Consider the following 23,398-nt stretch of genomic DNA (forward strand, 5'->3'; position numbering starts at 1 on the left):
GGAGGTCAGATCCAGCCGGAGGCCATCAGGGACAGCGCCCTCTCCGACGGCGTTCCGATCTCGGGCTCCAGCGTGAAGATGAACATGTCGGCGTCGGCGACGAGCAACGTCTCGCGCTCCAGCGTCAGGTCTCCCAACCCGCGATAGCGCAGGCGAAGGGGGGCGGGCTTGAACAGTCGAACGTCGTGACGCCTCCACAGTTCATGGAAGCGCCTGCTCTCGCTCGACAGCTCCTCGACCAGTTCGGCGGCGAAGGAGTGGCCGGAGACGCCGGTCGTGGCACGGAGGTGGGCCACGTGGAGGGCCGCCTCCTGATCCCATTCCAGGATTCCCTCATGTGCCACGGGGTTGAGGAAGAGCATGCGCATGAGGTTGTCGCCGTGCTGGAGACCTCCGTGGAGGAGGGTGGCCAGGTGGTTCCTGGCCAGCACGTCCATGCGGCGGTTCAGCGCGATCGCCGGCCAGTGCAGCCTGTCCACGAGTCGTGAGGCCCTCGCCTCCGGAGGGTCAACGGCCGGTGGCTCGTCGGTGCAGGGGTTGGCGAGGCGGTGCAGATACCGGGTGGCCTCCGAGTCGAGCCGAAGGACCTGCGCCAGGGCGTCGAGCACCCGGGAGGAGGGGTGCGGCACCCGGCCCTGCTCGATCCGGACGTAGTAGTCGTGGCTGATGCCGGCCAGCCGGGCGACCTCCTCGCGGCTCAATCCCGACGTCTGCCGACGGCCGCTCGTCTGGAGCCCGGCATGCTCGCGGAGCGTCACCTTCCGCCGCGCGGTGAGGAACGCGCCCAGCTGTCGCCCTTCACGCATTTCGCCAGGTTACAGGCGCAAAGTGGACGGCTCGGCCCGCAGATCGGTACGGGACCGCAGCACAGGGGGTGGCGCATCCCTATGACAAAAAAGTCCACTTATATCCCGTATATGCACGCTGTTAGCGTCCGACCGGAATTTGCAGTCGGGCCGGTGCCCCCTCTTCGCGACGCCGGACGAAATCCATGAGGAGAAGATGATGACGACGGCTCAGACGCCCGATCCGGCTCCCGTGACGGCGGACTACGGGCGGATGATGTCCATGGTCACCGGCTTCTGGGTGAGCCAGGTGGTGCGTGCCGCGGCGGTGTTCAACCTCGCCGAGCACGTGGCCGGTGGTCGGGCCACCGCGACCGAGATCGCTCAGGCGGAGTTCGCGGACCCGGACGCCATCCGGCGGCTTCTGCGCACCTGGGCGTCCCTCGGCCTGCTCACCTCCGTCGACGGTGTGCACTTCGCGGGCACGAGCCTGCTGGCCACTCTGCACCCGGACACCCCGCACTCCCTTCACCACCTCGCGCTCTCCCAGGCGGCTCCGGGTCACTGGCTCCCCTGGGGCCGGTTCCCCGACGCCGTGCGCTCGGGAGCGACGCAGGGTCCCGCCGCCTACGGAAGCGAGGTCTGGGACTACCTGGCGGGGAACCCGGAGGAGGCCCACTACTTCACCCGGTCGCTGGCGAACATCACGGCGATGACCAACGCCGAGGTGGCCCGCCGGATCGGCGGTGCCGCCCTGACCGTGGACGTGGGCGGCGCGGACGGATCCCTGATCCGCGAGCTCATGCGCAACCACCCCGGCATGCGGGGCGTGGTGCTCGACCGGCCGGACGTGGTCCCGGCCGCGCTGGAGGCGGCCAAGGCGGACGGCCTCGAGGACCGTTTCGAGGTCGTGGGCGGCGACTTCTTCCAGGAGGTTCCGGCCGCGGACCTCTACCTGCTGCGGTACATCGTCCACGACTGGGACGACGAGCAGGCCGTCCGCATCCTGACGAACTGCAGAAGGGCGCTCAACGAGGGCGGCCGGGTGGCCGTCGTGGAGCTCCTGGTGGGACCTGTCGGGACCCCTGGTCTCGCACCGGTGATGGACGCCAACATGCTGGTCATGACGGGAGGGCGCGAGCGCGACCTCGCCGAGTACGACGCGCTCTTCGCTCAGGCCGGGCTCCGCCGGGCCCAGGTGGCGGAGGCGGGGAACATGGTGGTCATTGAGGCCGTGGCGGTCTGACACGGCGACTCGCCGGCGCGGATACCGAGCCGCTGACCTGGATGTGAGGTCGGCGGCTCATTTGCTCGCGCAACGCCGGCCGATGCAGGCCGGCCGTACAAGTCGTGGGCGCGCGGGAATTCACCCGGCTTTCTACTCATACCGGACAGGGCAGAAATCGAGCGTAAAATATTCACAAATTGGACCAACCGGGCGTCACTCTGCGTCCGGTCCCTGAAAGGCGAGGCCGCTCAGGACGGCAGGTCGAGGATCCTGGCGTGCAGGACCGACCGCTGGTGCAACGCCGCCCGTAGCGCGCGGTGCAGGCCGTCCTCGAGGTAGAGCTCGCCGTTCCACTGGACGACGTGCGGAAAAAGGTCGCCGTAGAACGTGGAGTCCTTGGCGAGCAACGAGTGGAGGTCCAGCACCGCCTTCGTGGTGATCAGGGTGTCCAGCCTGACCTGCCGCGGCGGGATCTGCGCCCACTCGCGATGGGACAGACCGTGTTCCGGGTAAGGCCGTCCGTCGCCGACCAACTTAAAGATCACGGTACGTAGTTTAAGAGAGGAATGCCGTCGATTTCCTCCCGGCCGGTTCTTCGGCCCACCTGTCAGATGCCTCCGGAGAAGGTGTCGCAGCGGGCGGGGTCACCGGATTGGTAGCCGTTCTTGAACCACTTGGTCCGCTGGGCCGACGTCCCGTGCGTGAAGGCGTCGCGGTCGATGCGCCCGGTCGCCTGCTCCTGGATGCGGTCGTCGCCGACCGCCGACGCCGCGTCGAGCGCCTCACGGATGTCGGCGTCGGTGAACGGCTTGGCGTAGAACCCCGTGCTCACGGCGTTGCGGGCCCAGATGCCCGCGTAGCAGTCCGCCTGCAGCTCGAGCCGTACGGATGCGCCCTCGGCGCCGGCGCCCTGGCCGAACCTCTCCATGGTGCCGAGCAGGTCCTGCACGTGATGTCCGTACTCGTGGGCGATGACGTAGGCCTGGGCGAACGGCCCGCCCTCGGCGCCGAACCGCGTCCGAAGGTCGTTGAAGAAGCCGAGGTCCAGGTAGACCTTCTGGTCGGCCGGGCAGTAGAACGGGCCGACCGAGGAGTCGGCGGCGCCGCATGCCGTCCGGACGGCGCCCGAGAACAGGACGGTGTTGGCGGGGGTGTAGTCCGGGACCTTTCCCTCCCAGTAGTTCTGGATGCTGTTGACCACCCCGACGACCCGGCACTTCTCGGACTGGTCGGCGTCCGCGCCGGTACGGCACTGCTGCGCCAGGTCGGAACCCGGCTGAAGCGCGGGCTGGTCGGCTCCGCCGGTGATGTCACCGGGATTGAGGCCGAAGATGAGTGCCAGGATGAGCGCGATGATCCCGGCGGCTCCGCCGCCGATCGCGATCCCCCCGCGGGGCATGCCGCCGCGCCGCCCGCCGACGTCTTCCACCTGCGACGCGTCGAGTCGCGCATCGTCATCGAAGTCCATCTTTGACGCTCCCATGGTGGGCGCGCTGATCGCGCGGTAGCGGTAGATGTTGTCGCTTCGCGCGTTCTGCCCGAGAAAGGGAAGACCATTCACCCCGGTGAATCCCGGTGGGCGTGGGGACGTGGGCGCGACACGCGCCTGCGGGGCCGTTTCCCGAATACCAGGCCATAGGCGAATGTCATCGCCTGCGGTGGATCGTTCCTATTATTGGCCATTTTTATAAGGGTTTGTGACACGATGCCGGTGTGGCGCAGACCTTCGAACGGGCGGTTGGAGAACCCGGCGGGAGTGCGCCGTCGGTTCGCGACCGGCTCGTGCCGCCGATGCCGGGGAGCCGTCTGTGGGGATGGCTAGGGCCGCTGATCGTCGCGGTCTTCGGAGGGATCCTCCGGTTCGACCGGCTCGGCACCCCGAACGCCGTCGTGTTCGACGAGACCTACTACGCCAAGGACGCCTTCTCCACGATCACCCATGGCGTCGAGCGGCAGTTCGTCGACGGGGCCGACGCCCTGATGCTCGGCGGGAACACGCAGATCTTCAAGACGTGCGCCCCGGCCGAACAGTGCGGGGCCTTCGTCGCGCATCCCCCTCTCGGCAAGTGGATGATCGGCATCGGTGAGTGGCTGTTCGGACTCACGCCGTTCGGCTGGCGGTTCATGGCCGCTCTGGTGGGCACCGCCTCGCTGTTCATCCTGGCCCGGGTGGCCCGGCGCCTCACGCGCTCCACCCTGCTCGGCTGTCTCGCCGGGTTCCTGCTCGCGCTGGACGCCCTGCACTTCGTCCTGTCGCGTACGGCGCTGCTCGACGTCTTCCTGATGTTCTGGGTGCTCGCCGGGTTCGCCTGTCTGGTGGTCGACCGCGACCGCGGCAGGGAACGGCTCGTCGACTGGTACCAGAGCTCCGCGGTGACGGCGCCGTGGCCCCGGCTCGGCCTGCGGCCGTGGCGCCTCGCCGCCGGGCTCTGCCTGGGAGCCGCGCTGGCCACCAAGTGGACGGGCGCGTTCTTCATCCTGGCATTCACGATCATGGCGTTGCTGTGGGACGCCGGCGCCCGCCGGGCGATCGGCCTGCCGCGGCCCTACCGGACGGCATGGCGTCTGGACTGGCCGCTCGGCGTGGCCTGGACGGTCGCCGTGCCCGTGGTCACGTGGGTCGCCTCGTACGCCGGGTGGTTCGCCACGGACAAGGGCTGGGGCCGCAACTGGGAACAGGCGACCTCGAACGGATGGGCCTTCTTCGTCTTCGACTCACTCCGGTCGTGGATGGGCTACCAGGACCAGGTGCTCGGCTTCCACGAGGGGCTGACCGTGCACCACGACTACCAGTCGTGGCCCTGGCAGTGGCCGTTGCTGCTCAGGCCGGTGTCGTTCCACTACCAGACGCCGACCGGCGGTTGCGGCGCGGACATGTGCTCGTCGGCCGTGCTGGCCACCGGTACTCCCGTGATCTGGCTGGGGGCCCTCGGGGCGCTGCTCGCCCTGATCGTGTGGTACTTCAGCACGCGCGACTGGCGGGCGGGAGCCGTCCTCGGCGCCTATCTGGCCGGGTGGCTGCCGTGGTTCTACTTCGCCATGGCCGACCACCGGACCATGTTCCTGTTCTACGCGCTCCCGATGGTGCCGTTCATGATCCTGGCGATCGTCCTGGCGGCCGGACTGATCATCGGGCCCGTGGGCGCGTCCGCGAGACGCCGGGTCACGGGCACCTCGGTGGTGGGCGCGTTCGCGCTCCTGGCCCTGGTGAACTTCTGGTGGTTGTCGCCCGTCCTCACCGCGACGACCATCTCCTATCAGGACTGGCTGTGGCGCATGATTCCGCGTAGCTGGATCTGACCGACTACGTTCGTCGGCATGCTCGAATCTGGCGAAACCGGACCCTCCATGCCACCTGTCACCGCTGACGACCTCGAGCGGGCCGTCCGGCTCGCCGTCGACGTCCTCAAGGACGTTCCGGACGACTCGTGGGACCGCAGGGCCGGCTCGCTGGAGTGGACGTGCTGGGAGACCGTCGAGCATCTCGCCGACGACCTGTTCGCCTATGCCGCCCAACTGGGACCCAGGAGGCCGCCCCAGGACACGCACGTGCCGTTCACCTGGGAGAGGCGAAGGCCGGAAGGTCCCGTGAACACCATCTTCGCCGAGCGCGAAGCCGGACGTGACGGCCTGCTGCAGGTGCTCGAGGCGTGCGGGGCGATGTTGTCCGGCGTGGTGCGCATGACGCCGCCGGGAGTCCTCGCGCACCACATCTTCGGCGCCTCGGACGCCGAGGGCTTCGCCGCGATGGGGATCGTGGAGACCCTGGTGCACACCCACGACCTGGCCGAAGGGCTCGGGCTGGTCTGGGACCCGCCCGCCGATCTCTGCTCGCTCGTGCTCCACCGGCTGTTCCCCGACGCCCCGGCGGACACCGACCCCTGGCCGGCCCTGTTGTGGGCCACGGGACGCGCCGAGCTTCCCGGCCGCCCGCGCCCGACCACCTGGCGCTGGTACGGCGCGCCCCGTTGAGGTGACGCCGACGCGCCTCGCCGCCCGCGCCCCCGTGGTGCGGACGGACGAGGCGCAGGGTATCTCGCCCTCTGCCTGGAGCCCGTTCGAAGGGATCAGCTGAACGGCAGTTCGGCCGGGGGCTTCGGCCTGGCGTCGGTCCACCCCGCCGAACGGTAGGCGATGTAGTTGATGACGAACCCGGGCTTCATTTCCGAGTACGGGCCCCCGGGCTTGGTCAGCTCGTCCTGTACGGACAGCGCCGCTCCGGTGCGCTCATCGAAGATGATCACCGTGCGAGAGCGGTAGGTCCCCCGCTCGGCCTTCGGCCCGCCGTACTCGCCGGTGACCGTTGTGGCGCGGTCGTCGGAGGCCAGGGCGACGCCCTCGCGCTCCAGCGGGTCGGTGTCGCGGCCGATCGCGTGGATGCCCGGCTGGTCGGCCAGTGCCCGCATCAGGCCCGCCCGCACCTTCGGCGGGACCGGGTTCACCGCCAGGGCTCCCACCAACGAGATCTTGACGCTGGGCGGGAGCCGCATCCCCTCGCGGCTCCCCCCGGCGATCCCCTTCGGGTTCATCCTCTTCGCGACCGCCTTGTCGCTCAGGAACCTCTCGGCGAGCTTGGCGGGATCGGCCGGCAGGTTCTGCAGGTCCTCGACCGACATCCCGGGGGCACCCACGAATCCTCCGCCGCCGCCGCGGGGGTCCGTGCCCCTCTCCGGGCCGTCCATCTGCCACTTCTGCACCTTGGCGGTGTAGGTGTAGTAGTGGTCGCCGGACCAGACGCGAAAGCTCGACGGTGACCCGTCCTTGCTCCACAGTGCCGCGTCCTGCGCGGTCAAGGGGTGGGCCGGGAGGTCGCGGCCGTAGTGCCCCTCGCCCATGCCCGACTTGGCGCCCCACCAGCTGAACATCTCGCTGTGCGCACCGGTGATCGCGTAGGTCCCGGTCTTCGGGCGCATGATGTAGGACTGGCCGTCGATCTGATCGACGTACCAGTAGTTGCCCGTCGGCTGCCGTTCCGCCTTCTCCGCCGCCGCGAGGATCGCCCCCTTGGCGTCCAGGTTCACCGTTTCGGGCTGCGCGACCGCGTTCCCCCCGCCGTTTCCTCCGCCGGGTGCGTTTCCGCCGACCACCGTGTTCCCGCCGGCGAGCGTGATCGCCACGGTCGCCGCCGCGGCCGCGGCGAGCGCACCGGTCAGTCCCCACCGGAGCCGGGCCGGTGAACGGCGGGGCGGCTCGTCCAGCAGCGCCTTCGCCCTGGCGACCGCCCGGGCGGTGGGTGGGGCGGGTTCGGGGTAGCCCTCTCGGACCATCCGCACCTCATCCATGCTGTTCCTCCAAAGTGAGCATCGGATTGGTCCCGCCAAGCGCCTTGCGCAGCGTGGTTCTGGCACGGTTCAGCCGGGAGCCGACCGTGCCGTAGGAGATCCCCAGTGCCGCCGCGACCTCGTCGTGGCTGAGGTCGGCCAGGGCCACGAGCAGCAACACGTCACGTTGCCCTCGCGGCAGCGCCGCGATCGCCCCGGCCAGTTCGCCCCGCAGGCCCTGGGCGCTGACTCGCGCGTCGACCCGTTCGGCGTGCTCCTCGGCGAGGCGGCCCGGGCCGAGGCGCGCGCCCGCCCGCAGCGCGCGAACCTCGGCTCGCTGGTGCCGGCCGATCACCTTCGTCGCGATGCCGTACAGCCAGGTGCGCACGCCCGCGCGTTCCGGGTCGTAGCGCCGGCGTTGCCGGAACGCCTCCAGGAACGTCTGCGCGGCGACGTCGTCGGCGGCGTCCGCGCCGAGCCGCTTGGCCGCGTACCGGTGAATCTCGGCGAAGTAGACGTCGAAGACCTCGTCGAAACGCTCGGCCGGGCGAGGCGGGGGGTCCCCTGTCATGTGGTGCCTTTCCATAGCGCGAATGGCGGTCACATGGGTATCAACCGCAGGCCCCTTCTGCTTTCCCGGCCCCGCCTCGCCGCGGGCGTTCGCACTAGTGCCTCTGCAACTGCTGGAACCAGCGAAGGACCAGGGGCAGGGAGCGGAAGGCCGAGGTGTTGTGGTCGACGTCGCCCACGTTGGTCAGTGACACGTCGGCGCCGTGGGAGCGCAGATCTCGCAGGCAGTGCTCGGCGTTGGCGAACGCGACGTCCCTGTCACCCGTCGCCCCGTAGAGGCGTACCGGCACCCGGGGACGCCAGTCGGTGCAGGTGGTGTCGTTGGCCCGCATCGCCCGCAGCAGGGCGCCGCCGGGGTGCTCGAGCCGTCGGAGGAAGTCGTCGGTGAGCAACTCCCGGGGGTTCGGCGGCAGCCCGGCCGCGATGTCCTCGAAAGCGTGGTCACCGCCGTACAACTCCTCCATCGTCGTGTCGTACGGCGCGCGGAACACCTGGCCGGGGGAGTCGTAGAAGTGGTAGAGGCGGTTCATCGAGACGATCCAGTAAGCGAGGTAGAACGTCGCGCTGAGCGGGTCGAGGTCGCCGGAGAGCGCGGCGGGCAGTTCGGCCCTCTCCACGTCGTAGGGACCGCTGATCGGCGCGAGCGCGGTCAGGCGCAGGTGGGCGTCGGCCCCCCGCTGCAGCGCCCGGCCGAGGGCCATCGCGGCCTGGCCTCCCTGGGAGAACCCGGTGACCATGACCTCGCCGTTCAGCGTCCGCCCGTGGCGCGCGGCCGTCGTGCGAGCCGCACGCAGGAGGTCGACGGACGCCGTCGCCTCCGACTCGGCGTGCATGTAGGGGTGGAACCCCGGGCCGGTTCCCAGACCGAGGTAGTCGGGGGCGACGCCGACGAAACCCGCTGCGGCGAAGGCGATCGGTATCGCGCGGCCGTCGCTCTCGACGGCCAAGGACGGCGCGTCTTTCCGGGTGGCCGAGGTGCCGTGTTCGTAGATCACTGTCTGGAGGCCTCGCCGCCGGTTCTGCGGCAGAGCCACCACGCCGCTGGCCGTCGTCGGTTTCCCGTCGGCCGTGACGGTGCCGTACACGAGGGTGTAGAGGTCGACGCCGCCGATGGACTCGGGGGCGGGAAAGCCGGTCTCGCGCAGGTAGGTCGCGACCTGACTGCTCGAAAGACGTCCCACGCTGGTGGCCGACAGCACTTCGCCCCGATGGGGGGCGGCCACGACCGCCTGCGGCCGTGATGCGGACGGGGCGGTGGCCGCCATGGCGACCGTCGCGGCGGGGACCGTGAGGAGGGTGGTGGCGCAGGCCAGGGCCAGAAGACGGCGGGTGAAGGAAAGGCGCGATCTCATGATCCCGACATTAGGGACGATGGTGATCAAGACCCCAGCCTGCGCACACCCGGATCCGCGGTAGTGCCTGCCTCACCCTTCTTGCCTGACCTGAGCACCGCCCTACCCGAAAGTCATCGCATGGTGCCAAAATCTCCACCAAACGGGGATGATCACAACGGCTCGGGGCTGAAATGTTCGGAATCATACGGCCGTGCGCGCATCACTCCGGTGACGCGGTCATCGAGGCCTGGCGGGCCCACCTCTGTGGGCTCTGCCTGACCCTCCGCGACCGGCACGGGCAGACCGCCAGGATGGCGACCAACTACGACGGGCTCATCCTGTCCATCCTGACCGAGGCGCAGAGCTCCGGGCCTGCGGTGCGCCGCACGGCCGGGCCCTGCCCGCTGCGCGGCTTCAGGACCGCAGAGGTGGTCTCCTCGAAGGTCGAGGGGGCCCGGCTGGCGGCCGTCTCCTCGCTGGCGCTGGCCGCGGGCAAGATCCGCGACCACGCAGCCGACGGCGACGGAATGGCGGGGCGCCCGCTCTCCGGGGCGCCGCTGCGGCGTGTCGCCCACTCTTGGTCGACGGCGGCCGAACGGCACGCCGCGTCGATCGGGTTCGACACGACCGTGCTGACCGAGGCCGTCGACAGGCAAGTGGCGCTCGAGGCCTCCCCCGGCCGCCCGCTGCTCCAACTCACCGAGCCCACGGAGGCGGCCGTGGCCGCCGCGTTCGCCCACACCGCGGTTCTGGCCGAGGTGCCAGGCAACTCCGAGACCCTTCGTGAGGCGGGGCGGCTGTTCGGGAGGATCGCGCACATCGTCGACGCCGTCGAGGATCTCGAGGAGGACCTGGCCCGTGGACGTCACAACCCGTTGGCGGCCACCGGCACGTCGGTCGCCGAGGCCAGGCGCCTGTGCGAGGAGGCCGCTGCCGGGCTCGGCCTTGCCGTACGGGACCTGGAGTTGCGGGAGCGCCACCTCGTCGAGGCGCTGCTGGTGGACGAGACCCGCAGGGCCGTCCGGCGTGCGTTCACCGACCGTGTGCGTCCCCCGGGGCCGGGGAGGAAGGCCGTCGCAGGGCTCTTCACTCTCGTGACCTGCGGGCTCTACCGACCTGAGTGGAGCAGCGAACGCGAGAGTCCCGCCTCCGACCGCTGCCTTCTCACCGAATGCGACTGTTCCAGCTGCTCCGACTGCTGCAACTGCTGCGACTGCTCCACGTGTTCCGACTGCGACTGTTGCGGTTGCGACTGCAGCCCATGAGTCGGAGTCCCGCCAGCCGGCCCGAGGGATCCAGAGCGGGAACTGAGGCCGTGAAACACCAAGAGGGGCCCGACGTGGATGGGGTCGGCCCCTCTGGTTACCGCACCGGGCGCGGAGGATAGGAGATTCGAACTCCTGAGGGGTTGCCCCTAACGGACGGGGTCGCGGTTGTAGAGCTTCCTGGCCCACAGGTAGCCGACCAGGGCGATGCCGGCGCCCCAGGCGACGGCGACGGTCGCGTTGTCGCCCATCGGCGTGCCGAGCAGCAGGGATCGCAGGGTCTCGATGAGCGGGGTGAACGGCTGGTGCTCGGCGAACCAGCGCAGCGCGCCGGGCATGGAGTCGGTGGGCACGAAGCCGCTGCCGAACAGGGGCAGGAACATGAGCGGCATGGGGATGTTGCTGGCGATCTCGACGGTGGGGGAGACCAGGCCGAGCGCGGCCGACAGCCAGGTGAGGCCGAGGACGAACAGGGCCAGGATGCCGAGCGCGGCGAGCCACTGGAGGGGACCGGTGGTCGAGCGGAATCCCAGGAGTACGGCGATGCCGGTGACGACGGCGACGCCGAGCAGGGTCTGGAGCATGCTGCCGAGCACGTGGCCGGTCGGGACGGAGGCGCGGGCGATGGCCATGGTCCGGAAGCGGGCGACGATGCCCTCGGTCATGTCGGTGGCGACGGTCACCGCGGTGGCGGTGGCGGCCGAGGCGACCGTCATCAGGATGATGCCGGGGGTGACGTAGGCGAGGTAGTCGGCGCGGCCACCGGCCTGGCCGAGCCCCGCGCCGAGGGTGCCGCCGAAGACGTAGACGAACAGCAGCAGGAAGATGATCGGCATGCCGATGATCATGAGGGTGAGGGTGGGGTAGCGGAGCATGTGCCTCAGGTTGCGGCGGAGCATCGTGGCCGAGTCGTGGAGCGCGTTCATCGGGCGGACTCCCTTTCCTGGGTAAGTGCGAGGAAGACGTCGTCGAGGTCGGGGGTGTGGACGGCCAGTTCGTCGACGGTGACGGAGGCGCCGTCGAGCCAATCGAGCAGGGCTCGCAGAGATCTGACGCCGCCGTCGCTGGGGACGTGCAGGGTGAGCGTCTCCTCCTCGCGGGAGATGGGGCGCAGCCCCTGGGACGCGGTCTCGAAGCCGTGCGAGTCGGCGAAGCGCAGGCTGATGTGCCCTCCGGGGACCAGGCGCTTGAGTTGTTCCGCGGTGCCCTGGGCCACCAGGTTGCCGTGGTCGAGCACGGCGATCTGGTCGGCGAGCTGGTCGGCTTCCTCCAGGTACTGGGTGGTGAGGAAGATGGTGACGCCGTGGTCGGCGACCAGGCCGCGGATGGACTCCCACATCGTGCGGCGGCTGCGCGGGTCCAGGCCGGTGGTGGGCTCGTCGAGGAAGATGACGCGGGGGGCGCCGACGAGGGTCATGGCAAGGTCGAGGCGTCGTCGCATGCCGCCGGAGTAGGTCGCGGCAGGTTTGCCGGCGGCTTCGGTCAGGTCGAACTGTTCGAGCAGTTCCCGTGCTCGTCTGCGGCCGTCGGAGCGGCTCAGATGGTGCAGGTCGGCCATCAGGCGGAGGTTCTCCTCGCCGGTGAGCAGGCCGTCCACCGCGGAGTACTGGCCGGTGACGCCGATCGCGGCGCGCACCGCCTGGGCGTCCTTGGTCAGGTGGTGGCCGGCTATCCAGACGTCGCCGGCGTCGGCGGAGATGAGGGTGGAGAGGATCTTCACCATGGTGGTCTTGCCGGCGCCGTTGGGGCCGAGCAGGGAGAAGATGGTGCCGGCCGGGATGTCCAGGTCGACGCCGTCGAGGACGAGGTGCTTGCCGTAGGCCTTGCGCAGGCCGCTGGCGGAGATCGCCGGGTTGGTCATGATCGGGTCCTTGGGGTCAGGCGTGGAGGCTGGGGAGTTTCGAAGGCGTCTACGAGGATCAAAGTGAGATCAGCCGGCGGGGCTCTGTGCCCGCGGCCTGCCGTACGGCTCGCCTGGCCGCGAGGATGGTCCCGGCGGTGGCGAGCGCGGTGACCAGTGCCACCGCGGCGAAGGCGGCGAGGGTGGCCGCGTCGGGGTGGATCAGGGACTGGCCGCGGGCGGCCTGCCAGGTCACGACGGCGACGAGGCCGCTGTAGCCGAGGGCGGCGGCACCCACCAGGCGGGCACGCACCCGCTCGTCCCGCAACCAGGCGTACCGGGTGGCCAGGGCGGCCAGGACCGCGGTGAGGACGAGCAGCACCTGGATGCCGTGCAGGCCGAAGAAGTGCGGGACGCGGAAGTCCCCGCCGGTGACGCTCCAGTTGGTGAGGGGCATGCCGTGGCCGTCGGGGTCGCCGATGCCGTGGCCCTGGAACATGGGGATCTGGGCACCGTTGGCGTCGGTGACCGTACGGGGGTGAATGTCGGTGACCATCCAGTAGAGCGGGACGAGCATGCCGACGGTGGCCAGTCCCAGCCCGGCGCGGATCGCGCGGGTGAGCGCGGGACCGGCGGTGCGCTGGATCAGCACCATGATCCCGATGATCAGCTGCGCGATCAGGATGATCATCACGCCGTAGGTGAGAAACGGGACCAGCGCCAAGGTGATGGGATCGCTCTGGTCGGCGTTGAAGTGGCTGATGGTGCCGCGGGCGGCCTGCAGGGTGATGACGCCGACCTCAACGGTCGCGGCGGCGGCGAACACGGTGCCGACCCACCAGCCGAGCCGCCTGCCCTTGACCAGCTTGGACAGCAGCCAGGCGAGTGTCCCGGCGTAGAGGCCGAAGGCGAAGCCGAACTTCAACGGTTTGACCCACACCGACTCGCCCAGCAGCGTCCGGTCGTCGATCAGCAGCCCGGCGACGCAGACGAGCATCAGGGTGAACATGAGGCCCGCGCAGATCAGCAGCGGACGATGCCAGGACTTCACAGGGACTCCGATCGCAGATCGTTTCGACATGCGAAAAGCTAACTTGCGTTCAGTGTTTCGTCAACAACGTATCTGCCGTTTAACAGGCATGAGGAGTGTGCATTGCAATGGAATGAAGGTGAATGCAAGTGATCGACTTGCAATGAGCTTCGAGTGGATGCGAGACTGCGATGTCCGCGCCGCCGCGATCAGGAAGGTGCACCATGCCCGGAGGCAGGTTGACCCACCAGGACCGTCGGCAGATCGCCGACGGCCTGGCTGAAGGGCTCACCTACACCGAGATCGCCGCCAGCCTGGATCGGCCGCTGTCCACCGTCACCCGCGAAGTGGCTCGCAACGGCGGCCCCGATGGCTACCAGGCAGACCAGGCGCACGAGGCCACCCGGGAACGCGCCAGGAGGAGCCAGCCGGCCTCCGGGGAACCCGAGGTCAAGGCGGTCGATGACCTGGAAGAGCAGTTCACCGAAATCATGATCGCCACCGGCCTGTCGCGGATGACCGCCCGCGTGCTCGCCAGCCTCTACCTCACCGACAGCGGCAGCCTCACCGCCGCCGAGCTCACCCGGCACCTGCAGGTCAGCCCCGCCTCCATCTCCAAGGCCGTCGGCGAGCTCGAACACCAGGCACTGGTCCGCCGCGAACGTGACCCACGCCGGCGCCGCGACCACTACGTCATCGACGCCGACGCTCTCTTCCGTGGCTGGATGGCCAGCGCCCGCCAGAACACGCAGGTGGCCGACTTCGCCCGCCGGGCGGCCGGCACCCTCGGAGCCGCCTCACCCGCCGGGATCCGGCTGCTGGACATCGGCGACTTCTTCGACCACGTCGGCAGCGCGATGCTGCAGGCGGCCGAGCAGTGGCGCCAGGCCCACGCCTCCAAGCGAACAGCCGGCCGCACATGACCGGCAGGGTCCCGCCTCACCCGGCGCAGGGGGATACCGGAGACAGGGGTCCCATGCGGTGAAGGATGCCGTCTTGCATGCTCAGGGCGGTGGTGAGCGCCAAGGGGGCGCATCGGCCGATCGCTGGGACGGGAACTGAGACCCCGGACAGCAAGAAGGGGCCGACTGGATAGGGTCGACCCCTTCTTGCTTCTGCCTCAACCAGGCGCGGAGGATAGGAGATTCGAACTCCTGAGGGGTTGCCCCCAACACGCTTTCCAAGCGTGCGCCCTAGGCCAACTAGGCGAATCCTCCGCCGAACAGCTTAGCGGACGTTCAGCCATACGGTGACCGCGGTTTTTCGCGGGTTTTCACGGCCTGCGCACACGCCTGGAGTGGTTAGACTGTGCCTCGGACCCCTCGCGCGGCGTCATCCTGTGAACCTCCCCAGGGCCGGAAGGCAGCAAGGATAAGCGGGCTCTGGCGGGTGCGCGAGGGGTTCTTTTCAGTTAGCGGGACCGCCCGCCGGGTTGAACCCCCGAGGAGACGGCATGAGCCTTGCGCTGTACCGCAAGTACAGGCCCGGGACGTTCGCCGAGGTCAAGGGGCAAGAGCACGTCACGGAGCCGCTGCGGCAGGCCCTGCGCAGCGGCCGGATCAACCACGCCTACCTGTTCAGCGGTCCCCGCGGTTGCGGCAAGACGTCCAGCGCCCGCATCCTCGCCAGGTCCCTCAACTGCGAGAAGGGCCCCACGCCCGATCCGTGCGGCGAGTGTGACTCCTGTGTCGCCCTGGCCCCCACCGGGCCGGGTCACCTCGACGTCATCGAGATCGACGCCGCCTCCCACGGTGGTGTGGACGACGCCCGCGACCTTCGTGAGCGGGCGTTCTTCGCCCCCGTCTCGGCCCGTTTCAAGATCTACATCATCGACGAGGCCCACATGGTCACGCGTGAGGGCTTCAACGCGCTGCTCAAGCTCGTCGAAGAGCCTCCGCCGCACCTGAAGTTCGTCTTCGCGACCACCGAGCCGGAGAAGGTCATCGGGACGATCAAGTCCCGCACCCACCACTATCCGTTCCGGCTCATGCCGCCGAGCACGCTCCGGCAGCTCATGGAGGAGATCCTCGACTCGGAGGCGGTGCCGTACGAACCGGCCGCGCTGCCGTTGGTGGTCCGCGCGGGCGCCGGCTCGGCCAGAGACTCCCTGTCGATCCTCGACCAGCTCCTGGCGGGAGCGGACGAGGGCGGCATCACCTACCAGCGCGCGGTCTCCCTGCTCGGCTACACCGACGGAGGCCTGCTCGACGAGGTGATCGACGCCTTCGCCAAGCACGACGGCGCGCAGGTTTTCCAGACGCTGAACCGCGTCATCGAGGGTGGTCACGACCCCCGCCGGTTCGCCATGGACCTGCTGGAGCGCTTCCGCGACCTGGTGATCCTCGCGAACGTCCCCGAGGCCGCGAGCAACGGGCTTCTCGACCGCCCCGCCGACGAGCTGACCGGCCTGCAGGCGCAGGCCGCCTCGATGGGACCGGCCGAGCTCACCCGGGCCGCCGAGGTCTTCAACACCGGGCTGACCGAGATGCGCGGGGCGACGTCCCCCCGGCTGCTCCTCGAGTTGATGTGCGCCCGCGTCCTGCTGCCCGCCGTGGACCAGGGCGAGACCGCGATGCTCGCGCGCCTCGAACGTCTCGAGCGCGGCGGCGTGTCCGCGGCACCCTACGCGGCGCCCGTCGCCTCGTCGGCCGTCCCGCCGCAGCCGGCGCCTCAGGTGCCCGTCCAGGCTCATCCCCAGAGCGCCCCGTCCGCCTCGGCTCCGCGGCCCGAGCCCTCCGCTCCTGCCGTCTCGGTCTCGGCGGCGGCCACCGGGGCGGAGCCGTCCGCCGTCCAGGGCGACGACGACTGGCCGACGCCCGCGAGGCCCGCGACCCCGGCGGCGGCGCCCGAGGCCGCCCAGACCGGGCCCGATCCCGTCGGCGGTGCGGGAGGGCCGGTGCAGCAGGCCTGGCCGCGGGTCCTGGAGGCGGTCAAGAACAGGCAGCGGGTCGCCTGGATGATCCTCAACGCCCAGGGCCGGTTGCTGGGCGTGGAGGGCAACCTCGTCACCGTGGGCTTCGAGAAGCCGGGCGACGTCCAGGGATTCCTCAAGGGCAAGCGCGACGAAGTGGTGGTCGCGGCGCTCGGCGACGTCCTCGGCGGCAACTGGCGAGTGGACGTGGTCGTCGGCGGCTCCGGTCCCGGCGGCGGCATGGGCGCGCGCGGTCCCGCCGCACCGTCCGGCGGCAACGGCCCGGTGGGCGGCCCCGCGGCGCCCAACGGCCACGGCTCAGGGCCGGGCGCGGGATCTCCCCCGGCCGGACCGGTGGACGCCGGCACGACGGGGGGCCGGGGTCCTGAGGTTCGCGGGTCCGATCAGCCGTCGGCGGGGTCGCCGGGCACCGCGGTAAGCGAGGACGCCGCTCTGGCAGGCGCCTCAGGAAACAGCCAGACGCAGAACGGCTCACGGCAGAACGGCGCGGCTCAAAACGGTTCTGCTCAGAACGGCTCGGGACACAACGGTTCGGGACACAACGGTTCCGGGCAGAGCGGCTTGAGCACGGCAGGGAACGCGGCTGGCCCGGTCGCCTCGGGACCGTCCGCGATGACCGACGAGTCCTGGCCGGACGAGCCGTCCGACGACGACGACGGCCCGGCGATGGCCACGGCCGGCGCGAGAGCCGGCCGGGCGGCCGGTTCCGGCCTGGCCGCCGCGAAGTCGGCCGCGAGAGCCGCCGCTCAGGCGGGACCCCGCCAGGCGTGGCCCGAGTCGGTGCCGAGCCGTAAAGCCGCGCCCGCGTCCGAGGCCGACGACGTCGACTCGTTGAACGACGCCGAGGCGAGCGAGCTCAGCGGCATGGCTCTCATCCAGCGTGAGCTCGGCGGCCGGATCATCGAGGAGATCGACCACTCGTGACCCGGGTCACCCGCCGTCGAGGCTGAGCCGTACCGAAGCCGCGGCGTGGCGCTCGTCCCCCTCGGGGAGCGCCGAAACGAGGCGTTCGAGCACTTCGACGTCGTCGTGCCCGGCGGTGGTCTGGGCGTAGGTCCACAGATCGTCGATCGTGCCCCTCGTCAGTAGACCCGTGCGGACCCTGGCCTCCAGTTCGTTCCGCGCCTGCCGGATGGCCGGGGCCTCCGAACGGGGAAGCAGCGGCCCCTGGTAGTGGCGGGCCACGGTCGCGAGGTCACCGGCCGCGAGCGCCTGCCGTACGGTGAGGAAGTCCGCGGAGACCTCGCAGGTCAGCCTGTACGGCTTGGCGGCGATGGCCCTGGTCAGCTGGGATCGGAGGCGGTGGATCTCGGCCCGGATGGTCACCGGGTTTCCGTCGTCGCCGTACAGGAGGTAGGAGAGCCTCTCGGCGGTCAGGCCGCGCGGGTGGGCGGCCAGCAGCGTGAGTATCTCCGCGTGCCTGAGCGAGAGCGGGACCCGGATGCCGTCGAGGTACGCGAAGGGATGGTCGGCGCCCAGCAGGTTCAGCGTGAGCCGGGGGACGGGGGACGAGTCCAGCGTATGGATCCGATAGGCGTCCCCGAGAGGCTCGAGGACGGCGACGCGGCCGTCCGGCAGCACCATGCGGTCACCGTGGTCCGGAAGCGGGACCCGCGCCCCGAGCCGCCGGTCGCCGGCGATGATCCGGCCGGTCAGGGTGACGAGAGTGCCGGAACGGCCGGGGCGGTGGTAGCGCGCCCGCAGCCGCTCGTCGTGCTCGCGCATCCACAACATGAGATGGCTCTCCGCCAGGCGGGCCGCCGCTGCGACGAGGGCGACGGACGCGGGATGCAGGGCGCGGGAGGTCCCGGTGATGTCGAGGCAGCCGAGCACACCGCCCGAGTCGGGGTCGACGACGGGCGCGCCGGCGCAGGACCAGTCGTGCAGAGCGAGGGCCAGATGCTCGGCCGCGTAGACGTGCGCCGGCTTCTTCATGGCCAGCGCCGTGCCGATGCCGTTGGTGCCCACCGCCTGCTCCGACCAGTGGAAGCCGTCGGCCAGGCCGATCGTGTCGGCCTTCCTGCGGACCTGGTGGTGTCCTTCGCGCCACAGGACCATGCCGTCGGCGTCGGTGATCACCATGATGTGCGCGGCCTCGTCGGCGATCTGCAGCAGTGTGTGGCGGAGCATCGGGAGCAGCCGGCTCATCGGGTGGCTCGCCCGCGCGTCACCGATCTCGTCGGTGTCGTAGATCAACGGGGCAGCGTGCCGGTCGGGATCGATTCCGGCGTCGAGGGACCGGCGCCAGGACTCCAGGATGGCCTTGCGCGGCCCGCCTTCGCCGGTGCGGTCACCCCTCATCAGCGCCTCGTGGAACCGGCGGACTGACAGGTCCGGCATCAGGCACCCCCGGGGCGGTCGGGTGAAGCGTATGGAGGACGTCTCGACAACTGCCTAACATCCGAGACGGCATTTGCCAATCTCCATGAGTAACCATTTGATCGCAACCTGTATGCAACGTAGGGCCGGTTACGTTTGCCTCGTCACGTCGGACGGCGACGACCAGGCGTGATGGGAAGGGCGACTCCCTGCCGCTGGAGGGGGGACGGGAATCGGCCGGACCAGGATTCCGCATGGATGGGAACTGTGGGGGTAGCGCGGTTCCCATCCGTGCGGTTCCTTCTGTCATTTCCGGTTAATGCCTCTTTTCCCGTTCATCGAACCTGTGGGGCGAGGCTGCCGAGAGGCCCGGTTGGCGCGTGTGTTGCGTCCCCCTGCCTGGGCCTATGGCTCTTGACCTTCGTTTGTGATTGCGCTGCCGATTGCGGGGAACACGCAGGCGCGCCAGTGCCAGAACGGCCGCGAACCCCGTAGGCTCGTCGCGACGAACACGTCGCAGGACGCTGAGGAGCGCAGGATTGTGAACCCAGGGGATGTCAACCTCCAGCAGTTGCTGGAGCAGGCTCAGCTGATGCAGCAGCAGCTCGTCTCCGCGCAGCAGGAGCTCAGCGATGCGGAGGTCGAGGGCAGCGCGGGAGGCGGTCTCGTGGTCGCCACCGTGAACGGCAGCGGCGAACTGCTCGAGCTCGAGATCAGCCCGAACGCCATCGACGGCGACGACGCGCAGGAGACCGCCGACACGGTCGCCGACCTCGTGCTCGCCGCCGTGCGTGACGCCGTTCGCGCCGCCGCGGAGCTGCAGCAGGAGAAACTCGGCCCGCTCGCACAGGGGCTCGGCGGCGGCCTCGGCCAGCTGCCGGGGTTCTAGAAGCCATGTACGAAGGGGTCGTCCAGAACCTGATCGACGAGCTCGGGCTGCTGCCCGGCGTCGGTCCGAAGAGCGCGCAGCGCATCGCCTTCCATCTGCTCGCCGCCGAGCCTGCGGATGTGAAGCGGTTGGCGCACGCGCTGCTCGAGGTCAAGGAGAAGGTCCGCTTCTGCCGGATCTGCGGCAACGTCGCCGCGGAGGTGGAGTGCCGGATCTGCCGGGACCAGCGGCGCGACCCGCATGTGATCTGTGTCGTCGAGGAGTCGAAAGACGTCGTGGCGATCGAGAGGACCCGCGAGTTCCGTGGTCGCTACCACGTCCTCGGCGGGGCGATCAGCCCGATCGACGGCGTGGGTCCCGACGATCTGAAGATCCGCGAGCTGATGGCGCGCCTGGCCGACGGCCAGGTGACCGAACTGATCCTCGCGACCGACCCGAACCTCGAGGGCGAGGCGACGGCCACCTATCTGGCCAGGCTCGTCAAGCCCCTGGGGCTGAAAGTGACACGACTGGCCAGCGGTCTGCCTGTAGGCGGTGACCTCGAGTACGCCGACGAGGTCACCTTGGGCCGCGCTTTCGAAGGACGGAGGCTGCTGGATGTCTGAAGAGCTGAACAACCTGGCCGAACGGGTTGCCGGACACGCCCAGAACTACATCGACGGGCTGACCCGCCTGGCGGGCGGCGAGGGCGGCGACGCCATCCTGCCCCTGCTCCTGGTGGAGGTGGCGCAGGTCAGCCTCGCGGGCACCCAGCTCGGAGCCATGGAGGACGTGATCCTCAGGGGCAACGTCGAGCCCGCGCTGAGCGACGACCCCGACATCGACCCGCTCCGTACGGCTCTCGCCACGCGCCTCGGGCCGGTGGACGACTACGCCGAGGTGTTCGACCCGTACAAGGACACGGGCGTGACGCCGTACCGGCTGTCCGACGACCTGTCCGCGGTCGCGGCCGACTTGATCCACGGGCTGCGGCACTACTGGGCCGGCCGGCCGCTCGAGGCGCTGTGGTGGTGGCAGTACTCCTACTTCAACACGTGGGGGAACCACGCGGGCGCCGCGCTGCGTGCGCTGCACGCGCTCGTCGCGCACACCCGTCTCGACGTGGTGGAAGAGAGCACGGTCGTCTGATCGTCCACATGCTGATCTAGTCAGATCGGGCTTTGGGACCCCCAAGTACACTGTGAGCTCCACGTCCTGATTCGTTCGGAGAGTCCTGTGGCGCTCGTTGTCCAGAAATACGGTGGTTCCTCCGTCGCCGACGCCGCCTGCATCAAGCGGGTCGCCCAGCGAATCGTGGCGACGAAAAAAGCCGGCAACGACGTCGTCGTGATCGTCTCCGCGATGGGCGACACGACCGACGAACTGCTCGATCTGGCCAAGCAGGTGTCCCCGCTGCCTCCGGGCCGCGAACTCGACATGCTGCTCACCTCCGGGGAGCGGATCTCGATGGCGCTGCTGGCGATGGCGATCGCCAACCTGGGTCAGGAGGCGCGTAGCTTCACCGGCTCCCAGGCGGGCGTCATCACCGACTCCTCCCACGGCAAGGCGCGCATCATCGACGTGACGCCCGGCCGGATCAGGGGGGCGCTCGACGCCGGCCAGATCGCGATCGTGGCCGGTTTCCAGGGCGTGTCCCAGGACACCAAGGACATCACGACGCTGGGACGAGGCGGCTCGGACACCACCGCCGTCGCCCTGGCGGCCGCGCTCGGCGCGGACGTGTGCGAGATCTACACCGACGTCGACGGCATCTTCACCGCCGACCCGCGCATCGTCCGGACGGCCCGCCAGATTCCGCGGATCTCCTACGAGGAGACGCTGGAGATGGCCGCCTGCGGCGCCAAGATCCTCCACCTGCGATGCGTGGAGTACGCGCGGCGGTTCGGCCTGCCGATTCACGTCAGAAGCTCGTTCAGCGCCCGGGAAGGCACGTGGGTCGTCTCCGACCCCAGGATCGAAGGAACCGAGATGGAGCAGCCCATCATCTCCGGCGTCGCACACGACCGGAGTGAGGCCAAGATCACCGTGGTCGGTGTTCCGGACAAGGTCGGCGAGGCTGCGGCCATCTTCCGTACGCTGGCCGACGCCGAGATCAACATCGACATGATCGTCCAGAACGTCTCCGCCGCCGCCACCGGGCGGACGGACATCTCGTTCACGCTGCCGACCAACGACAGCCAGACGGCGCTCACCGCGCTGAACAAGATGCAGAGCCAGGTCGGCTTCGAGAAGCTGCTCTACGACGACCAGATCGGCAAGGTCTCGCTGATCGGCGCGGGGATGCGGTCGCACCCGGGTGTCACCGCCAAGTTCTTCGGCGCGCTGGCCGACGCCGGGGTGAACATCGAGATGATCTCGACCTCCGAGATCCGCATCTCCGTCGTCGTCGGGCAGAACGACGTGGACTCGGCCGTCAACGCCGCCCACCGGGCCTTCGACCTCGACTCCGACCAGGTCGAGGCCGTGGTCTACGGAGGTACCGGACGATGAGCCGCAAGCCCACGCTGGCCGTGGTCGGTGCGACCGGAGCCGTCGGCACCGTCATGCTCGACATCCTGACCAACCGGGCCGACCTCTCCGAGGCGTACGGAGAGATCCGGCTGATCGCCTCGCCGCGCTCGGCGGGGAAGGTGCTCCAGGTCCGCGGTGAGGACGTCGTCGTCCAGGCGCTGGCCCCCGAGGCGTTCGACGGGGTCGACATCGCGATGTTCGACGTGCCCGACGAGGTGTCCGCCGAATGGGCGCCGATCGCCGCCTCGCGCGGCGCGGTCGCGGTCGACAACTCCGGCGCCTTCCGGATGGACCCCGAGGTGCCGCTCGTGGTGCCCGAGTGCAACCCGGAGCAGGCGCTCGAGCGGCCCAAGGGCATCATCGCCAACCCCAACTGCACGACCTTGTCGATGATGGCCGCCATGGGCGCCCTGCACCGGCAGTACGGCCTGCGCGAACTGGTGGTCGCGTCGTACCAGGCGGTCTCCGGCGCCGGGATGATCGGCCCCGAGCGGCTCTACCAGGAGATCGAGGCCGTCGCGGGCGACCGGACGATGGGCACCGTCGCGGGTGACGTGCGCAAGGCCGTGCCCGACCTCGCGGGCTCGCCGTTCCCCGCTCCGCTGATCCTCAACGTGGTGCCGTGGGCCGGCTCGCTCAAGGACGACGGCTGGTCGTCGGAGGAGCTCAAGGTCCGCAACGAGTCGCGCAAGATCCTCGGCATCCCCGACCTCCGGGTGTCGGCGACCTGCGTACGCGTCCCGGTCGTGACCACCCATTCGCTCGCGGTCCACGCGACGTTCGAGCGGGAGATCACGGTGGAGGGCGCCCGGCAGGTGCTGGACGCCGCGCCGACCGTGGTGGTGCTGGACGACCCGGCGAACGGGGTCTTCCCGACCCCCGCCGACGTCGTGGGAACCGACCCGACGTACGTGGGCCGGATCCGCCAGGCGCTCGATTTCCCGAACACCCTGGATCTGTTCGTGTGCGGTGACAATCTCCGCAAGGGCGCCGCCCTGAACACCGCCGAAATCGCCGCCCTGGTCGCCGCCGAATTCTCGGCGTGATCATGCACAGATTCGCGTGCGGGGGGTGTGACCAGCTCACCCCTCGCGCGTGATCATGCACAGGCTCGGCGATGGGGTGGTTGACCAGCCCAACGTAACGCGTGATCATGCACAGGCTCGCGAATCTATGGGCTGACCTGGTTAAACATCATTCGTGATCATGCACGCCTTCGCGGAAGCCGTCTTGGGCCAGGGCCTATTCGGTGTGTGATCATGCATCGCGGCCCGTGCCGCTCGTGCGAGGCCTGATCGTGAGTAGTCGGATCCCCGGCGCAAGGCCGACATGGAGTCGCCGAAGTGCATGATCACAACAGGCATTCACCCAGCTCGCCGAGGCATGCCGAGAACGTGTGCATGATCACGGACGGCATCGTGCCTGGTCAATCCA

The 23,398-nt window shown here is 69.8% G+C and carries 21 protein-coding genes, 1 tRNA gene and 1 other RNA gene; 12 read left to right on the top strand and 11 right to left on the bottom strand.

Going from position 1 to position 23,398, the window contains the following annotated elements:
- Positions 1–5: 5 nt before the first annotated feature.
- Positions 6–806 (bottom strand): helix-turn-helix transcriptional regulator, encoded by an 801-nt coding sequence (locus tag Pka01_RS21095; protein ID WP_203884538.1) that lies wholly within the window; start codon positions 804–806, stop codon positions 6–8.
- 199 nt (positions 807–1,005) lie between these two features.
- Here Pka01_RS21095 and Pka01_RS21100 point away from each other — a divergent pair, with 199 nt between their 5' ends.
- Positions 1,006–2,031, top strand: coding sequence for a methyltransferase (locus Pka01_RS21100; RefSeq protein ID WP_203884539.1), 1,026 nt, complete (start codon positions 1,006–1,008; stop codon positions 2,029–2,031).
- Positions 2,032–2,261: 230 nt separating this feature from the next.
- Here the strand turns inward: Pka01_RS21100 and Pka01_RS21105 are convergent, their stop codons facing one another.
- Positions 2,262–2,558, bottom strand: a complete 297-nt coding sequence (locus Pka01_RS21105) for a type II toxin-antitoxin system VapB family antitoxin (RefSeq protein ID WP_203884540.1) — start codon at positions 2,556–2,558, stop codon at positions 2,262–2,264.
- A 62-nt stretch (positions 2,559–2,620) separates the two neighbouring features.
- Entirely contained in the window at positions 2,621–3,574 is a 954-nt protein-coding gene (gene ypfJ, locus Pka01_RS21110) for a KPN_02809 family neutral zinc metallopeptidase (RefSeq protein WP_239115169.1), read from the bottom strand.
- A gap of 152 nt (positions 3,575–3,726) precedes the next feature.
- Here ypfJ and Pka01_RS21115 point away from each other — a divergent pair, with 152 nt between their 5' ends.
- The gene (locus Pka01_RS21115) at positions 3,727–5,313 is read left to right on the top strand and encodes a dolichyl-phosphate-mannose--protein mannosyltransferase (protein ID WP_308442259.1); all 1,587 of its coding nucleotides are present in this window, start codon (positions 3,727–3,729) and stop codon (positions 5,311–5,313) included.
- A gap of 18 nt (positions 5,314–5,331) precedes the next feature.
- The gene (locus tag Pka01_RS21120) at positions 5,332–5,985 is read left to right on the top strand and encodes a DinB family protein (protein WP_203884541.1); all 654 of its coding nucleotides are present in this window, start codon (positions 5,332–5,334) and stop codon (positions 5,983–5,985) included.
- Between the two features lie 95 nt (positions 5,986–6,080).
- On the opposite strand, the gene Pka01_RS21125 is transcribed toward Pka01_RS21120, so the two are convergent.
- The 3 genes from Pka01_RS21125 to Pka01_RS21135 all read right to left on the bottom strand — a co-directional run bounded on the left by Pka01_RS21125 (position 6,081) and on the right by Pka01_RS21135 (position 9,196).
- On the bottom strand, positions 6,081–7,295 hold the full coding sequence (locus tag Pka01_RS21125; protein WP_203884542.1) for a CU044_5270 family protein: 1,215 nt from the start codon (positions 7,293–7,295) through the stop codon (positions 6,081–6,083).
- Positions 7,288–7,845: an RNA polymerase sigma factor gene (locus tag Pka01_RS21130; RefSeq protein ID WP_203884543.1), complete on the bottom strand. Its 558-nt coding sequence runs from the start codon at positions 7,843–7,845 to the stop codon at positions 7,288–7,290. Before Pka01_RS21130 ends, Pka01_RS21125 begins: the two co-directional genes overlap by 8 nt.
- Positions 7,846–7,939: 94 nt before the next feature.
- Positions 7,940–9,196 (bottom strand): dienelactone hydrolase family protein, encoded by a 1,257-nt coding sequence (locus Pka01_RS21135; protein WP_203884544.1) that lies wholly within the window; start codon positions 9,194–9,196, stop codon positions 7,940–7,942.
- Between the two features lie 173 nt (positions 9,197–9,369).
- Between Pka01_RS21135 and Pka01_RS21140 the strand changes: the two genes are divergently transcribed.
- The gene (locus Pka01_RS21140; protein ID WP_203884545.1) at positions 9,370–10,443 is read left to right on the top strand and encodes a DUF5685 family protein; all 1,074 of its coding nucleotides are present in this window, start codon (positions 9,370–9,372) and stop codon (positions 10,441–10,443) included.
- Positions 10,444–10,592: 149 nt separating this feature from the next.
- Here the strand turns inward: Pka01_RS21140 and Pka01_RS21145 are convergent, their stop codons facing one another.
- From Pka01_RS21145 to Pka01_RS21155, 3 genes are read right to left on the bottom strand one after another with little or no spacing between them, the layout of a single operon-like run.
- Positions 10,593–11,369: an ABC transporter permease gene (locus Pka01_RS21145; RefSeq protein WP_203884546.1), complete on the bottom strand. Its 777-nt coding sequence runs from the start codon at positions 11,367–11,369 to the stop codon at positions 10,593–10,595.
- Complete coding sequence (locus Pka01_RS21150) at positions 11,366–12,304, bottom strand: ATP-binding cassette domain-containing protein (protein WP_203884547.1); 939 nt, start codon at positions 12,302–12,304, stop codon at positions 11,366–11,368. Before Pka01_RS21150 ends, Pka01_RS21145 begins: the two co-directional genes overlap by 4 nt.
- 58 nt (positions 12,305–12,362) lie before the next feature.
- Positions 12,363–13,334 (bottom strand): hypothetical protein, encoded by a 972-nt coding sequence (locus tag Pka01_RS21155; protein ID WP_203884548.1) that lies wholly within the window; start codon positions 13,332–13,334, stop codon positions 12,363–12,365.
- A 203-nt stretch (positions 13,335–13,537) separates the two neighbouring features.
- Here Pka01_RS21155 and Pka01_RS21160 point away from each other — a divergent pair, with 203 nt between their 5' ends.
- Positions 13,538–14,236, top strand: coding sequence for a MarR family transcriptional regulator (locus tag Pka01_RS21160; RefSeq protein WP_203884549.1), 699 nt, complete (start codon positions 13,538–13,540; stop codon positions 14,234–14,236).
- A 208-nt stretch (positions 14,237–14,444) separates the two neighbouring features.
- Here Pka01_RS21160 and Pka01_RS21165 read toward each other — a convergent pair.
- Positions 14,445–14,530, bottom strand: a tRNA-Ser gene (locus Pka01_RS21165).
- 96 nt (positions 14,531–14,626) lie between these two features.
- On the opposite strand from Pka01_RS21165, the gene ffs reads away from it, so the two are divergent.
- Together ffs and Pka01_RS21175 are read left to right on the top strand one after the other, a co-directional pair.
- Positions 14,627–14,722, top strand: an RNA gene (gene ffs / locus Pka01_RS21170) — signal recognition particle sRNA small type.
- Positions 14,723–14,766: 44 nt separating this feature from the next.
- Entirely contained in the window at positions 14,767–17,169 is a 2,403-nt protein-coding gene (locus Pka01_RS21175; RefSeq protein WP_203884550.1) for a DNA polymerase III subunit gamma and tau, read from the top strand.
- A gap of 6 nt (positions 17,170–17,175) precedes the next feature.
- Here the strand turns inward: Pka01_RS21175 and Pka01_RS21180 are convergent, their stop codons facing one another.
- Entirely contained in the window at positions 17,176–18,585 is a 1,410-nt protein-coding gene (locus Pka01_RS21180; RefSeq protein WP_203884551.1) for a helix-turn-helix domain-containing protein, read from the bottom strand.
- A 520-nt stretch (positions 18,586–19,105) separates the two neighbouring features.
- On the opposite strand from Pka01_RS21180, the gene Pka01_RS21185 reads away from it, so the two are divergent.
- The 5 genes from Pka01_RS21185 (at position 19,106) to Pka01_RS21205 (ending at position 23,010) form a co-directional block, all read left to right on the top strand.
- Positions 19,106–19,453: a YbaB/EbfC family nucleoid-associated protein gene (locus Pka01_RS21185; protein WP_203884552.1), complete on the top strand. Its 348-nt coding sequence runs from the start codon at positions 19,106–19,108 to the stop codon at positions 19,451–19,453.
- A gap of 5 nt (positions 19,454–19,458) precedes the next feature.
- A complete protein-coding gene (gene recR, locus Pka01_RS21190) occupies positions 19,459–20,058 on the top strand; it encodes a recombination mediator RecR (protein WP_203884553.1) in 600 nt (199 codons plus the stop codon).
- Entirely contained in the window at positions 20,051–20,581 is a 531-nt protein-coding gene (locus Pka01_RS21195) for a DUF5063 domain-containing protein (protein ID WP_203884554.1), read from the top strand. The genes recR and Pka01_RS21195 overlap by 8 nt, the downstream gene beginning before the upstream one ends.
- Before the next feature lie 87 nt (positions 20,582–20,668).
- Positions 20,669–21,943, top strand: a complete 1,275-nt coding sequence (locus Pka01_RS21200) for an aspartate kinase (RefSeq protein ID WP_203884555.1) — start codon at positions 20,669–20,671, stop codon at positions 21,941–21,943.
- Positions 21,940–23,010 (top strand): aspartate-semialdehyde dehydrogenase, encoded by a 1,071-nt coding sequence (locus Pka01_RS21205; protein ID WP_203884556.1) that lies wholly within the window; start codon positions 21,940–21,942, stop codon positions 23,008–23,010. Before Pka01_RS21200 ends, Pka01_RS21205 begins: the two co-directional genes overlap by 4 nt.
- The last annotated feature ends 388 nt before the right edge of the window (positions 23,011–23,398 follow it).

Source organism: Planotetraspora kaengkrachanensis (assembly GCF_016862895.1).
Classification (GTDB): Bacteria; Actinomycetota; Actinomycetes; order Streptosporangiales; family Streptosporangiaceae; genus Planotetraspora; species Planotetraspora kaengkrachanensis.